We start from the raw sequence: 14,573 nt of genomic DNA on the forward strand, positions 1-14,573 counted from the left end.
TTTGCTAATGTATGAGTAAAAACAGGAGGAACCGGGGTTATATTAGCCCTGGTTTTGCTCCTGTTTCTTTTATTTTTGCCCACTTTTGTTTTCTTATTTTTAGAAAAAAGGGGTCCCCTTTAGTTTATGTCGTAAGGCCAAGTCGAAACTTAAGCAAAGGGTCTCGTATCTCGCGTTTGCCTTTGAATTTGGAACCTATCATCATACGAGCTCGAGCAGCCAAGAAAGTTCGCATATGACTGTACGACATTACTTCCGGGACAGCCCCTGTCTGCACGCACTATCGCGTTATGGATTGATTTTGCCGACTCCCGCATTTTGCAGGACGAGAGCTTTTACATCGTCCACCGGTGTCAGCGAATAGCTGTATGGAGGATTATAAGTCGTTGTCGAGGTGGTCGGCATGTTGCCCGTGCTGTTTACGAACTTGTTATTACGCACATCCCAATAACCGATTTGGTCGCTGTACATGGACACGATCGGGTCTTTGGAATTTTCAAAATGGTTGTTCTCAATCCGGAGAGTAGCGCCCATGCGGGAATTGATGCCTGTGTCGATGATGCCATCATAATAGTTGTTGAAGAGATGGCCTTGACCAAAACGGAACAGAGGTCCACGGGAATAAATATTTTCGAAGTAGTTGTGGTGGTAGGTTACCTTGCGGTCGAAGTTGTCGCTGTCGGACGAACCGATAAGAGAAGTTTTCCAGCTGTCATGGATGTAGTTCCAGGAGATCGTGATGTACTCGGACTCACCTTTCATGTCGATTAGTCCGTCGTAATAATCCTTGCTGGCATCGAGGCTGTTGTACAGCTCGTTGTGGTCGATCCAGATGTTGGAGGAAGGTCCCTCGATACTGATGGCATCCTTGTCTCCGATATTAACATGATGGATCTTCAGGTTGCGGATAATGATATTGTCGGCACGCCAAATTTTAATGCCAATGCCGCTGAGTTCCCCGCGATTTCCGACACCGTAGATCGAAATATCGCTGGTATCCTTCACATCGATTTTGGATAAACCGGAGGAGTTGGATTGCGTTATTGTGCCGTCTACATAAATTTTAAGCGGACGATTTGGATCTTTATTTTTGATCGCGTTTTGCAGATCTGTTCCGGTGGAGACCGTCACGACGACTGCATTAGAGCCTTCACCGCCCGTCGTGCCGCCATTCATCGCAGCAAAGCCGATCAAGCCAAGGTCAGGAGTACCGCCGTCGCTTGGAGGCGTGTCGTCATCTCCAGGCGTGCCTCCGCCGTCATCATCTCCCGGATCCCCGCCTGGTGGAGGAGTTTCACCGCTTTGGCCTACTTCAACGATTTGCCACAGCTGGTGGTCACCGCCGTTATAAGTCGATTGCGTAATGAACGCTCCGGATTCCGTCTGCCCTCCGCTGACTTCTAAAGCTTTACCGCTGTTCTTGTTCAGCAGACGATAATAGCCGTCCACTTCTTCAATTTTCCAATCATGTGCCTGGCTGTCGCGTTCTCTCATCTGCACAATCTGGGCGCCGTCCGATTTGGACTTATCCTTTACATAGACTAGCTTGCCGCTGTGCTGGCTTTTAATTTGGAAATAACCGCTGCCGACATCCGTGATTTCCCACTGCTGTACGGCCAAGTCGTTGCGATCCCATTGCACAAGAATGCCATCGTCCTCTGTGCTCCACTCATAGACATCAAGAGCCTTTCCGCTGTTCTTGTTCAGCAGAACATACGATTTGCTTTGATCAAAATCGGCTGCGAGTGATACAGACGCGAACACGGAAATTATCATTCCAAAAACGAGCAGCATGCTAAACCACCTTTTCATACGACAATACCCCTTTCAAAATTGGATACAGTATGTATGATCTCTCACTCCCTTTCTGACGCTGTGACTTTGGGGACTTAGGTGGAGGGTTTAATTTACGGGGGGACCGGTATCCGCAAGCGGGCACACCTCCTTTCGTTTGGACGGTTTCTATCATAACGCATTTTTTACAAAACTTGGATAATCATTTCGTTTGGTATCGCGTCACACGAGCGAGTTTTCCCGATTTGAAATTGAAGCGAGGCAGAATCCTCCACCATGTGAGAATATGATTATGGTTTTGGCTCATCGCCGATTTTTGTGAGTGTGCCCTTATTTCTCAATGTACACTTTTTTGCGGACCATGCCGCTGGAAAAAGAGCACACCCGGGGCGCTGTGTGCTTGAACATCCTGTGAAGGTTGCACCTGTTGTCTTCCAATGCCCTTGTTGTCTTGTTTAAATCAAGCTATAATCAATTACGAGAATTGAGAGCTTGAACAATTGAATAGACTTTTTGCCAGTAGGTGCCTTGTTTCTAGTGAGACAAGGATAATAGGGAAGCCGGTGCAAATCCGGCGCGGTCCCGCCACTGTAAAATGGGGATTCGTCTCAGCATGCCACTGTTCTACTAGAATGGGAAGGCGAGGCGGTCATTTCACCCATAAGCCAGGAGACCTGCCTGCTTGGTTCAGCCAACAATTCATCCTTCGAGGAAAAGGATCGGCTTATCAGGAGCGCGCTGCGCAATCGACCGGACAGTTGTCTATTCTTCGGTTCATTCACGCGAACGGTCATCACTTATACCTGATCTGCATACGAGACTCTATCCCATGAAGGGGTAGAGTCTTTTTGATGTTGAACGTGAAACATTCTTTATTCACAACAATGGACTCACCCTCTGGCATGAAAGCATTCAACGACAGACAAGCCCTCTCAAAAGATATGACAAAAAGGGAGAGAACAACGATGAAGAAATGGCTTAACCTGATGCTGATACTGGTGCTCGCGTTGTCGATCGCGGCATGCGGCAGTGTCAACAACAAAGAACAAGAGAATAATCAGAACAATGAGCTGGAACAGGAAAATGTGACGGGGGCTCAGCAGGACGATTTAAAAACACAGTATCCGATTACGGTAAAGGATGCGACGGGACAAGAATTTACGTTCGACAAAGCGCCGGAGCGCATTGTATCGACCTCTCCTTCGGAAACGGAAATTTTATTTGCAATTGGACTGGATGAGGAGATCGTCGGAGTATCCGATTTTGATGAATATCCTGAGGCGGCCAAAGAAAAACCGAAAATGGGCGGAGTCGTAAAGCCGAACGAGGAAGCGATGATGGCCGCAAATGCGGATTGGATTGTCACCGGGGTCTCGATGAAAGAGGATGTTATCGAACAGATGAGAGGCTTAGGTTTGAACGTGTTTAAATTCGACTCTAATCATTTGGAAGATGTGAAAAACAATATTTTGCTCGTCGGTCAAATTACCGATCGTCAAGAAGAAGCCATGAAGGTCGTTGAGCAGATGGATCAAGAGATCCAGCAGGTGCGCGATGCGGTCAAAGACTTGACTGAAGAGCAAAAGAAAAAAGTATATATTGAGTTTTCTCCGGGCTGGACCGTCGGAAAAGGAGAATTTATGGATGAATTGCTGCAGATTGCCGGAGGAATCAACATTGCCGGTGACATGGAAGGCTGGAGTCAGATCAGCGAAGAGAAAGTGATCGAGGATAATCCGGATGTCATTCTTTATGCAGAAGGAAGTATGGACGAGCAGGGCACAACGATCAAAGACATCATATTGGACCGTTCCGGCTGGGAAGCGATTCAAGCCGTACAGGACGGTCTAATTATCGGGCTGAACCAAGATTTGCTGACACGTCCAGGACCTCGGTTAACGCAAGGGTTGATTGAAATGGCAAAAGCGATCTATCCTGAACGCTTTTCGGAATAGAACGTGAAACGACGTATTTGGCTGTGGGGAGGAGGGGGAATTCTCCTCCTTTTCGTTTCAATGCTGATCAGTTTATCCATCGGAACGGCTCGCTTGTCGCTCGGTGATGTTTGGCATATTTTGCTGCAACAGCTCCCATGGATCGGCGGCGATACGGCCATTCCTCCGGAATTGGCAAGCTACGAAAGTATTTTGCTGAAGGTGCGTCTGCCGCGCATTGTGCTGGCGATTTTAGTAGGTGCGGCTTTATCGTTAGCGGGTGCAGGATTTCAAGGTGTGCTCCGCAATCCGCTCGCCGATCCCTATACGCTTGGGGTGGCCTCTGGCGCCTCTGTCGGTGCAGCCTTTTTAATCTTGTTTCAGCTGCAGTATGCATGGCTTGGCAAATGGACGATTCCCATTGTCGCCTTTGCAACAGGGCTTGCTACATTGTGGGTCGTACTGCGCATGGCTCGCATCAACGGTAAGGTACGGATCGAGACCGTTATATTATCCGGTGTTGTCGTACAAGCCTTTCTAGGAGCGATGGTCTCGTTCATGGTCTCCATGTCGAAAACCGTAGTGAACGATATCGTGTTCTGGATGATGGGCAGCTTATCGCTGAAGGGCTGGGATTACGCGATCATGCTCATTCCTTATGTTCTCATCGGTTGGCTTGTCTTGACCTATTATGCGCGAGCGCTGAATGCGTTGGCACTCGGCGAACAGGAGGCTTCTTATCTCGGAATTGCGGTGGAAAAGACGAAGCTCGCGGTGCTGGTTGCATCGACTTTCATGACGGCAGCCGCCGTATCGATGACAGGTGTCATCGGATTTGTCGGCTTAGTCGTGCCGCATATGGTTCGGCTGCTCGTTGGTCCGGATTATCGGCTGCTTGTACCGTTTTCTGCGATTTTTGGAGGGATTTATATGCTGTGGGCAGATACCGCGGCACGAACAATTCTCAGTCCGACGGAAATTCCGCTCGGTGTCGTTACCGCCTTCATCGGAACGCCGTTTTTCGCTTATTTGCTCACGAGAAGAAAGAAGGAAATGAAATGATCCAGGTCGATGATTTACAGCTGCGCATAGGGAACAGGACGATTCTAAACAAGCTGCATTTCGAAGTGCAGAGAGGTGAAATTTTCGGTGTAATCGGTCCGAACGGCAGCGGCAAATCGACACTGCTGAAGCTGCTGTCGGGGTTGGAGAAGCCGACGAGGGGAACCGTCTACTTGGATGGGAGGCCAGTCAATTCATACTCCCGTAAAAAGCTCGCCACGTGGCTGGCCGTACTGCAGCAGTCCTCTTTGCCTTCGATCGGGTTCACGGTGAAGGAAGTTGTGGAGATGGGGAGGTATCCTTATCAGAATTGGATGGGTGAGGAAGCGGAGGACGTACGTCCGCTCATTTCTTCCATTCTGGACAAGCTGCGTTTGGAGAAGCTGCAGGATCGTATGCTGAGCGAGATCAGCGGAGGGGAAAAACAACGGGCCGCACTGGGCAAAGTGATGGCACAGGAGCCTCGCCTGCTGATGCTGGATGAACCGACCACCTATCTGGATATTGGCACGCAGGTGGAGCTGATGACCTGGATCCAGGCTTGGAAGAAAGAATCCGATTTAACGGTAGTCGTCGTACTGCATGATCTCAATTTAGCAGCTCAATATTGTGACCGAATTCTCCTGCTGCATCAAGGTGAAGTAGTTGAGGTCGGGACCGCGGAACAAGTCATGAAGGAAGATCTGCTGCAGCGTGTATATGGCGTGAAGCCCTATGTGCTGAAGCATCCGGTGCTCGGCGTGCCGCAAATCTTATTGTAGCGATGAAAAAGGACCTAAAAGGGAGGTCTAGAGGTAGATGGACATTTTGAAACAATTGTGCGGCTCCTTGAAGCCGCTTCATGAAGCGGCAATGGAGCAGGCCGCACAAAGAATCAGTCAGCTGACCAAGCCCCCGGGCAGCCTTGGAAAGCTTGAGGAGACAGCGGTGCGCATGGCGGGAATCACGGGAAGCTTGAATCCAGATCTGAACAAAAAAGCAGTCGTCGTGATGGCAGGGGATCATGGTGTCTGCGAAGAGGGGGTCAGTGCTTTTCCGCAGGAAGTAACGACGCAGATGGTTCAGAATATGCTCAGCGATGGAGCGGCTGTCAATGTGTTTGCCCGGCAGGCCGGGGCAGATGTGTTTTGTGTCGATGTGGGAATGAGAGAAGAGCTTGCTGATCCCCGTTTGATTGCCCGCAATGTACGCAGAGGAACAGATAATATAGCGAAGGGACCAGCCATGACCCGCAGAGAGGCGGCATGCGCCATTTGGACCGGAGTGGAGACGGTGCGGGAGCTCGCAGAAAAGGGCTACCGGCTGTTTGCCACGGGAGAGATGGGGATTGGCAATACGACGCCCAGCTCTGCAGTGCTGAGTGCTTTAACGGGTATCCCTGTGGAAGCTAACGTTGGACGAGGGACAGGCATCGATGATTTTACGCTCCGGCGCAAAAGGGATGTTGTCATGGAGGCGCTGCGTGTAAATCAGCCGGATATGACGGATGCACTTGGCGTGCTGAGCAAAGTTGGCGGACTGGAGATTGCGGGTTTGGCAGGCGTTGTTTTGGGCTGTGCGTATTTACGGCTGCCTGTTGTCATAGATGGCTTCATATCAACGGTGGCTGCGCTCTGTGCAACGAGGATTGCACCAATGAGCAGAGACTTCTTATTCGCTTCGCATCGATCGCAGGAAAAAGGACATGCTGCTGCTCTGGAGAGCATGGAGCTTACGCCGATGCTTGAGTTAGGCATGCGATTAGGCGAGGGGACCGGTGCGGTGCTCGCTTTCACTCTGTTGGAAGCTTCCATTCGGATGATGAATGAAATGGCGACTTTTGAAAGTGCGGGAATTTCCAAAGCTTAGGGAGGACGGACATTGAAACGACTGATAACCGGAGGCGCTCGAAGCGGGAAGAGCCGTTTTGCGGAACGGTATGCCGAGCGGATCGGTCATAACGGGATATATATTGCGACCGCTCAAGTCTGGGAAGAGGAGATGGCCGAGCGCGTACGTAAACATCAACAGCAGCGGATGGAAGGCGGCGTCCGCTGGCAGACGATCGAGGAGCCTTATGAACTAGCGCAGCGGCTGCGGGATTTGGGAGAGGAGCATGCCCAATCTGGCGAACATGTGCCGGTACTGGTTGACTGCATGACGCTGTGGCTTTCCAACTGGCTGCTGCGGCTGGATGAGCAGAATCGATTACTCGAGCTGGAAGAGCAAGTACAGAACATGGTCCAAGCGGTCGCTGACTTTCCCGGTTCGCTGCTGCTCGTGACGAATGAGGTAGGGGACGGCATCGTGCCGGAATATCGGCTCGGCAGGCTGTTTCGAGACGAAGCGGGACGGTTGAATCAGCGGTTAGCGGAAATGTGCGACGAGGTATATCTCGTCACGGCCGGTATTCCCGTTGAGCTGAAGCGGCTGCAGTTTAAGTTTGGCGAGGCTGGCCAATGATCGGTTTTTATTCATTGCAAGAGATCCTGATGATCACCGCGCTTGCCATCATCGTTGATCTGCTGATCGGTGACCCGAAGCGGCTGCCCCATCCGGTGATATGGATCGGGAAGCTGATCAAATTCTTGACGAATCGGTGGTTAAACCCACTGCTGTCGCTTCCGCCAGTGGAAAGGCAGCGCCATCAGCGGAAAGAAAAACAGCTCGGGATCGCTCTGCTCGTTACGGTTGCACTGTCTGTATTTATCGTGACCGTTGCAGGCGCCTGGGCTTGTGCTTGGATTCATCCGTGGCTTGGTTATGCGTTTCAGGTGTGGTTTATTTCCACGACCATGGCGGTAAAAGGCTTGAAAGATGCAGGGGTGCTTGTCTTTGATGCGCTTGATCGTGGCAGGCTGCACGATGCGCGTACGTATGTCGGATACATTGTCGGACGAGACACGATGCATCTGGATGAACCTGAAATTACTCGAGCCGCGGTAGAGACGGTCGCCGAAAATACGGTCGATGCGTATGTGACACCTTTATGCTTTGCCCTGCTGGGCGGCGCGCCGCTTGCGATGCTGTATAGAGCGGTCAATACGCTTGATTCGATGGTCGGATATCGGAATGAGAAGTACAGGCATTTCGGCTGGGCATCCGCACGCTGCGACGATGTATTGAACTATATTCCGGCTCGTTTGACAGGATTGCTTATGGTGCTCTCGAACATATTTCTGCCAGGGTCTTCGGCTGGCCGTTCGCTTCGTGCCATCTTGAAATTCGCCCGGCTCCATCCCAGTCCGAACGGCGGCATCCCCGAGTCGGCTGCTGCGGGGGCGCTTGGCGTACAGCTTGGCGGGATCAACGTGTACGGCGAGGTCGTCAGTGATCGTGCGAGAATGGGGTGGAAGCTCCGTGAACTGCGGTCTCCGGATATTTTAGCTGTCATTCGCATGCTGTACGGTACGGCCTACCTGACTCTAGGAGGGATTTTGTGCGCGTTATGCTGGATTATGTTCGCAGGCAGCTAGCCGCATTGGGCGCGGCGATACAGCTTCTTACGCGGCTGCCGCTGCCGGTGCAAATCGACTATAGGTCTGAGGTGCTCATACGCAGCACGAACTACTACCCTGTGGTCGGATTGATTATTGGAGGTCTGACGGGCGCAGCGTTTTGGCTCCTGCCGCAGCTCTGGAGCGAAACGATATGTGCCGCGCTTATTCTGATCGTTTGGGTTGCCCTCACCGGCGGCCTGCATCTGGACGGGCTGATGGATACGGCGGACGGCGTGCTCAGCCATCGTTCACGGGAACGGATGCTGGAAATTATGAAGGACAGCCGCAGCGGAGCGATGGGCGTGCTTGCTGGTGTGCTGACGCTGCTTTTAAAATTTGTGCTAATTTTGGAATGCTTGAAGTGGGATAGGTCTGATGTGTGGTTGTACTGGATGCTGATTCCGATGTGGGCGCGGTGGGGGACCGTATTCGCTATGGCATTATGGCCGTATGCCCGCAAGGAGCAGGGGATGGGCAGCTACTATCAGTCGGTTGGCCTGCGTCAAACGGCGGTGTCCGGATGGATCGCATTGCTAAGCAGTTTGCTGCTGCTGATCGGTTCATACCGCTGGAATGGCGGAGATGTAGTACCCCTTCTTTATACTGGGCTGGCGGTGATAGGTGCCTGTGTCCTGACGGTTTTGCTGGCGGGCGGCTGGTTGTACCGCAAGCTCGGAGGACAAACCGGAGATACGTATGGAGCAATGATTGAAGTGAGTGAGCTGATGATGCTGCTAACACTCGTGACGATGAACGGACGCTGAAACGAAAATAGGAGGAGCGATATGCTGGAGAAATACGGACATGGCGGAGATTTAACGACGGCGGAGGAGCTTTACGGCAGGCCGACACAGAAGTGGCTTGATTTCAGCGCGAACATGAATCCGCTCGGACCGCCCGAATCGGTGCAATCGGTGTTGGAGCGTTTTGGGGAGCATATTGGCCGTTATCCTGATCCCCGTGTGCGCGGTCTAAGACAGAAGATCGCGGAGAAGTACCGTATCCCGGTGGAGTCGATTTGGGTGGGCAACGGTGCGGCGGAATGCATCGACGGCATTGTGAAATATTTGCGTCCGGCCTCGGCCGCGGTGACCAGCCCGGCTTTTACCGAATACGAGGATGCACTGCATAAAGTGGATGCGAAGGTGACACACATTCCACTGCGCGCAGAGCAGGATTATCGGCTAATCGCGGAAGATTTACCCCCGGCAGGCAATATGGATTTATATATGATCGGGCATCCGAATAATCCGACAGGCCGTACGGTCGAGGCGCGTTTGATCAAGAATTTACTTGAACAAGGTGAAACTGTTGTGCTCGATGAAGCGTTCATTGATTTCCAGCCTGAGGAGGAGGAGCTTACCTTCATCCGCATAGCTGCGCAGCATCCAAGATGCTTCGTGATCCGCTCGATGACGAAGTTTTATACGATTCCCGGCATTCGTCTCGGTTTTGCCGTATCGCATCCCGATCATATTGCTGCGCTAATGAAGCAGCAGATCCCGTGGAGTGTCAACGGATTGGCCCAAATGATCGGTGAAGAGGTGCTCGGAGATGACGGGTATGCTGAGCGGACGCTGCTGTGGCTCGCTGAAGAACGTGAGTGGTTTCGAAGACAGCTGCAGGAGACAGGACTCATTTGTTATCCGAGCGAGACAAACTTTTTGCTGCTAGAGCTTCCGGCAAGGTCCGGATGGACAGCTCCGCTGGCGCAGCGTTGGTTGGCCCGTCGGGGCATCTTGATTCGGGACGCTTCGTTATTTTACGGTCTCCATGAACGCTGCTTGCGTACCGCGATTCGGCTGCGGGAAGAGAATGCAGTGTTGGTATCGGCGCTGCGCGATATGCTGGCATCGGAACCGGAAGGAGGCGGCGAGGAATGACGCTGGACAATAGGCTGGGAAGGACGATCATGCTGCAAGGGACCGCTTCAGATGTAGGCAAAAGCATATTAACGACTGCGCTGTGCCGTATTTGGGTGCAAGATGGCTGGAAGGTGGCGCCGTTCAAGTCGCAGAACATGTCGTTGAATTCTTACGTTACCGTGGACGGCAAAGAAATCGGCAGAGCACAGGGGATGCAGGCCGATGCCTGCCGCATTCAGGCGACGACCGATATGAACCCAATCCTGCTGAAGCCGAAGCGGGATATGGAGTCGCAGGTCGTCGTTCACGGCGTTCCTTTCGCCGATTATGACGCAAGGCTGTATCGTGAGGAATTTCTTGTAGGTGCCGAGACGATCGTGAAGGAATCGATCGATCGTCTTCGCCGGCAGTATGAGATTGTCGTCATGGAAGGAGCCGGCAGTCCGGCGGAAGTGAACTTGAAGGACCGCGATATTGTCAATATGCGGATGGCCCAGTGGGCAGACGCTCCTGTTCTTCTTGTGGGGGACATTGACCGCGGCGGCGTATTCGCATCGATCATTGGGACGCTGGAGATCCTTTCACCGGAGGAGCGAGATCGGGTCAAAGGATTTATTATTAATAAATTCCGCGGAGATGTGAGCCTGCTGAAGCCCGGACTCGATTGGCTGGAGCAGAAGACGGGCAAGCCAGTGCTCGGTGTCATACCGTATTTGAGGGATCTCAATCTCGAGGAAGAAGACTCGGCATCGCTACACCTTAAGCGGCTGGATCGTAAGCCCAATGGCCGCGAAGATGTGCTGGATATCGCGATTATTGCGCTGCCGCGCATCTCCAACTTTACCGACTTTGACCCCTTGGATAAGGAGCAGGATGTACATCTTCGCTATATTCGCCAGCCAAGCGAATGGGGCAATCCGGATGCCGTGCTGCTGCCCGGAAGCAAAAATACGATGGAGGATATGCTGTATTTGCGCGAATCGGGATTGGATCGTCTCATTCAGCGCCATGCCGAAGCGGGCAAGGCGACGGCGGGAATCTGTGCGGGCTATCAGATTCTGGGAGAGAGGCTGCTGGATCCAGATCTTGTGGAATCAAGAGAGCTGGAGGTTGCTGGACTCGGGCTGCTGCCGATAGTAACGACCTTTAGCAAGCATAAAACAACAGTACAGGTCACAGGTATCGCTCGTTTTGGCAGCTATGAAGGACCGATTCACGGCTATGAAATTCATATGGGGCGTACCGAATTTATAAGGCAGATCGAGCATCCCTTCACCATTCAAGCGGCGGGGGACCGGCCGAATGAAACGCCGCACCTGGACGGCGCCATGCGAAATGACGGACAAATATGGGGCACGTATATTCACGGCATTTTTCATAACGACGGTTTCCGCAGATATTGGCTCAATCAGCTTCGCGAAGCAAAGGGGTGGAGCCAGCATCCAAAGGCATATCCATTTCTAGAGGAACGGGATAAAGCGTTTGACCGTCTGGCCGATCATGTGCGGACCCATCTGGATATGAAGCGGCTGAATCAGATTTTATTAGGAGAGGAGTATGACGTGTAATGGGACAACCGGACAAGGATCGAGGCTTGTTCCTCGTCTATACGGGGGATGGAAAAGGCAAAACGACCGCAGCGCTGGGACTCGCCGTCAGGGCACTTGGCCGTGGATTGAAGGTACTTATACTGCAGTTTATTAAGTCGCCTGAACGAAGCTATGGGGAGCGAAAGGTGCTGCGAGAGCTAGGTGTAGAGATCCAGCAGCTCGGCATTGGCTTCACATGGACGAAGACGCCGGAGGAGCACCGGGAGGCACTGAAAAATGCTTGGGCTCTGACCAAGGAGAAGGTGATGCAGGGAGGTTACGATCTTGTCATATTGGATGAATTGAACAATGCTCTGGCCATTGAGCGATTCAAGGTTGATGATGTTCTTCCGCTGCATGAGGTTCTGGAACTCATCGAGAAGAGACCAACTGGAATGCACCTTGTTATGACGGGGCGAAGCGCGAAGCCCGAAATCATCGAATGTGCCGACCTGGTCACGGTCATGGAACCGGTCAAGCATTATTACGAAGAGGGTGTAAAAGCAGTCAAGGGAATCGAATTTTAATTTATTGTGCCTTACACCTTATGCCGACAGAATGCATGACAATTCATGCCAAACCATCATGTTTTGATAGGAAACGAGCTTGCTGACGCAGTACCGCTGTGGTAGAATTTTGATGAATTCGCCATGGCTTGGCGAGGTTCGTATTTCGGATTCGTATTCTATCATTCGGAGTGGATGTTATTGCAATATTTCATCTCATTTATTATGGCATTTTCGATTGTGTATGTACTGATTCCTCCATTAAGAAAATTAGCTTTTAAAATTGATTTTGTAGACCGGCCGCGTCAAGACGTAGAGCGGAAAATACATAAGGAACCGATTCCTTTGACCGCCAGTTATGCGATCTTTATCGGTTTCGTATTCAGCTATTTGATCGTGTCTCGGGACTTCTCCATGCAGACGGGCGCCATCATTCTCGGCTCGATCATTTTATTGGTGATCGGGACGCTGGATGACTGGTATAAGACGAAGGGGAAAGATTTTCCTGTGCTGCCGAAGCTCATTGTGCAGCTGATGCCTGCAGTCATTGTATATGCCTCAGGCATCGCCTTCACAGGATTCGTCAATCCGTTGGACGGCGAATATGTTCTGCTGCCGGTGTGGCTGCAGTTTATTTTAACCGTGCTTTGGATCTTCGGCGTCACGACGGTGATCAACTTCTCAGATGGGATGGATGGTCTTGCAGGCGCATTGTCAGCCATTTCCGCGACGACCTTATTCATTGTGGCTCTGATGGCAGGACAAGGGGAATCGGCTCTGATGGCGATGGTTATCGTTGCGGTGGCGTTGGCGTACTTGAAATACAATAAGCCGCCGGCGAAAATTTTTATGGGTGATGCGGGTGCGACCTTTTTAGGATTTATTCTTAGTGTCATTGCGCTCGACGGCGTGTTAAAGCAGGCGACGGTGCTGTCGATCTTCATCCCTGTACTCGCTCTCGGGGTACCGATTTTCGATAATATTTATGTCGTATTGAAACGATTAATCCGCAAGCAGCCGATTTATCAGGCGGATGCCAGTCAAGCGCATTATAGGCTGCTGAGATTAGGCCTGAAACCGATTCAGATCGTTGCCTTTTTATGTCTCGTCAGCATTTGCTTCGGGTTGTCATCGATTATATTGCAGCTGGTTCAGTTTTAATCGGAATTATGGGATTAGGAAGGTCTCCTCATACGGGAGACCTTTTTCGTTGGACTGAGGACTTTCGATATATGATGAAAAATATCGTTGGGAATATCGTCATGTTTATCCCTTATGGTTTCCTAGTGCCTATTTTATTCCATGTGCATTTCAAAAAAATGACAGCCATTGGTCTGCTCTTATGCAGCCTGATCGGCGTATTGCTTCCAGTTGGTATCGAGATGTCCAACCGTCTAAACAAGACACATGGAAAAGGACTCGACACTTATGGCTTGTTCTCTCAATATGAAGAATCATTTAGGCTATGCTTAATGACGATAAGGCTGGAAAAGTTTATAATGTTATTCGAGCTGAGTAAAGTCGGAAATAGAAAGGTGAGCTGAGAACATGGCGCAAATTAAAGTGTATGGTGTAGATGAGAGGTTGAATCCGATGAAGGAAAAAATTTCGGAGGTCATCCACTCCTGTGTAGTCGATGCTTTTCAATATCCTCCAGACAAAAGGTTCCACCGGTTTTTCCCGATGCGGAAAGAGGACTTTATGTTTGCAAATGGCCGCTCAGATGCGTATACCATCATTGAAGTCAGTATGTTTGAGGGAAGGTCCGTTGAGGCTAAAAAACAGTTCATTCAACTGTTATTCCAGCGAATCGGCGAATATGCGGGTATAAAGCCGAATGACCTTGAAATTACGATATTCGAAACCCCAAAGCAAAATTGGGGGATCAGGGGAATGTCCGCAGACGAGCTTCAATTAAATTATAAGGTTAATTGGTAATTACTTTAGAAAAAGTTCATAAATGAGTTTGTAGAATAATAAAAGGGGAAGTAGATAAAAAGTAAGGTATCAGCTTGTCAAGAAACCCAACTAATAATGGGTTTCTCATTATAAACAAAAAATGAAAAAAAAACGACTAAACACCAAGGTTGTCCTCCAGCTTGCTTGGCAAGGTGGAGGGCGATCTTCTTATATTCTGGACAGTTGATGCTATCAACGCTTACTCACCTGTACGGAAGTACGCCGAAAAGTTTGATGCCAACATGTGACATTCGGACTAAAATCATAACCACCCGTCCAACGGGTGGTTTGCTCTGGGGGTATAACCCCCTGTTGCCAAACTGCGCCTAAAGACGCTAGCCTGACAATAAAATTGTTCAGGCTCAGTGTAATTTGTCGCTTTCAC

13 protein-coding genes, 2 pseudogenes and 1 riboswitch are annotated in these 14,573 nt (G+C 50.8%); of the genes and pseudogenes, 13 read left to right on the forward strand and 2 right to left on the reverse strand.

Annotated features, from left to right (window positions below):
* Nucleotides 1-288: 288 nt before the first annotated feature.
* Both ACFPXP_RS13770 and ACFPXP_RS13775 read right to left on the reverse strand, forming a co-directional pair.
* Nucleotides 289-1,197: pseudogene (locus ACFPXP_RS13770) on the reverse strand (pectate lyase family protein); the annotation flags it as partial.
* Nucleotides 1,198-1,314: 117 nt separating this feature from the next.
* Nucleotides 1,315-1,812, reverse strand: a pseudogene (locus ACFPXP_RS13775) (RICIN domain-containing protein); the annotation flags it as partial.
* Nucleotides 1,813-2,298: 486 nt separating this feature from the next.
* Nucleotides 2,299-2,490, forward strand: a riboswitch (cobalamin riboswitch).
* 269 nt (nt 2,491-2,759) lie between these two features.
* Here ACFPXP_RS13775 and ACFPXP_RS13780 point away from each other — a divergent pair.
* From ACFPXP_RS13780 to ACFPXP_RS13840, 13 genes are all read left to right on the forward strand, one after another.
* The gene (locus ACFPXP_RS13780; RefSeq protein WP_379894860.1) at nt 2,760-3,749 is read left to right on the forward strand and encodes an ABC transporter substrate-binding protein; all 990 of its coding nucleotides are present in this window, start codon (nt 2,760-2,762) and stop codon (nt 3,747-3,749) included.
* Nucleotides 3,750-3,752: 3 nt separating this feature from the next.
* The gene (locus ACFPXP_RS13785; protein ID WP_379894862.1) at nt 3,753-4,790 is read left to right on the forward strand and encodes a FecCD family ABC transporter permease; all 1,038 of its coding nucleotides are present in this window, start codon (nt 3,753-3,755) and stop codon (nt 4,788-4,790) included.
* A complete protein-coding gene (locus ACFPXP_RS13790) occupies nt 4,787-5,551 on the forward strand; it encodes a heme ABC transporter ATP-binding protein (protein ID WP_379894863.1) in 765 nt (254 codons plus the stop codon). Before ACFPXP_RS13785 ends, ACFPXP_RS13790 begins: the two co-directional genes overlap by 4 nt.
* A 37-nt stretch (nt 5,552-5,588) precedes the next feature.
* Nucleotides 5,589-6,638 (forward strand): nicotinate-nucleotide--dimethylbenzimidazole phosphoribosyltransferase, encoded by a 1,050-nt coding sequence (gene cobT / locus ACFPXP_RS13795; RefSeq protein ID WP_379894864.1) that lies wholly within the window; start codon nt 5,589-5,591, stop codon nt 6,636-6,638.
* Between the two features lie 12 nt (nt 6,639-6,650).
* Nucleotides 6,651-7,232, forward strand: coding sequence for a bifunctional adenosylcobinamide kinase/adenosylcobinamide-phosphate guanylyltransferase (gene cobU / locus ACFPXP_RS13800; RefSeq protein ID WP_379894865.1), 582 nt, complete (start codon nt 6,651-6,653; stop codon nt 7,230-7,232).
* A complete protein-coding gene (cbiB, locus tag ACFPXP_RS13805; RefSeq protein ID WP_379894866.1) occupies nt 7,229-8,245 on the forward strand; it encodes an adenosylcobinamide-phosphate synthase CbiB in 1,017 nt (338 codons plus the stop codon). The genes cobU and cbiB overlap by 4 nt, the downstream gene beginning before the upstream one ends.
* On the forward strand, nt 8,218-9,033 hold the full coding sequence (cobS, locus tag ACFPXP_RS13810) for an adenosylcobinamide-GDP ribazoletransferase (RefSeq protein ID WP_379894875.1): 816 nt from the start codon (nt 8,218-8,220) through the stop codon (nt 9,031-9,033). Before cbiB ends, cobS begins: the two co-directional genes overlap by 28 nt.
* A gap of 21 nt (nt 9,034-9,054) precedes the next feature.
* Nucleotides 9,055-10,152 (forward strand): threonine-phosphate decarboxylase CobD, encoded by a 1,098-nt coding sequence (cobD, locus tag ACFPXP_RS13815; RefSeq protein ID WP_379894867.1) that lies wholly within the window; start codon nt 9,055-9,057, stop codon nt 10,150-10,152.
* A complete protein-coding gene (locus tag ACFPXP_RS13820) occupies nt 10,149-11,702 on the forward strand; it encodes a cobyric acid synthase (protein WP_379894868.1) in 1,554 nt (517 codons plus the stop codon). Before cobD ends, ACFPXP_RS13820 begins: the two co-directional genes overlap by 4 nt.
* Complete coding sequence (gene cobO / locus ACFPXP_RS13825) at nt 11,702-12,250, forward strand: cob(I)yrinic acid a,c-diamide adenosyltransferase (RefSeq protein WP_379894869.1); 549 nt, start codon at nt 11,702-11,704, stop codon at nt 12,248-12,250. The genes ACFPXP_RS13820 and cobO overlap by 1 nt, the downstream gene beginning before the upstream one ends.
* 174 nt (nt 12,251-12,424) lie before the next feature.
* Nucleotides 12,425-13,390, forward strand: a complete 966-nt coding sequence (locus ACFPXP_RS13830; RefSeq protein ID WP_379894876.1) for an MraY family glycosyltransferase — start codon at nt 12,425-12,427, stop codon at nt 13,388-13,390.
* Between the two features lie 71 nt (nt 13,391-13,461).
* Entirely contained in the window at nt 13,462-13,773 is a 312-nt protein-coding gene (locus tag ACFPXP_RS13835) for a VanZ family protein (RefSeq protein ID WP_379894870.1), read from the forward strand.
* Nucleotides 13,774-13,777: 4 nt separating this feature from the next.
* Nucleotides 13,778-14,167 carry a tautomerase family protein gene (locus ACFPXP_RS13840; protein WP_379894871.1) on the forward strand — a complete coding sequence of 130 codons (390 nt, stop codon included), beginning with the start codon at nt 13,778-13,780 and terminating at the stop codon, nt 14,165-14,167.
* The last annotated feature ends 406 nt before the right edge of the window (nt 14,168-14,573 follow it).

Source organism: Marinicrinis lubricantis (genome assembly GCF_042658665.1).
Classification (GTDB): Bacteria; Bacillota; Bacilli; order Paenibacillales; family KCTC-33676; genus Marinicrinis; species Marinicrinis lubricantis.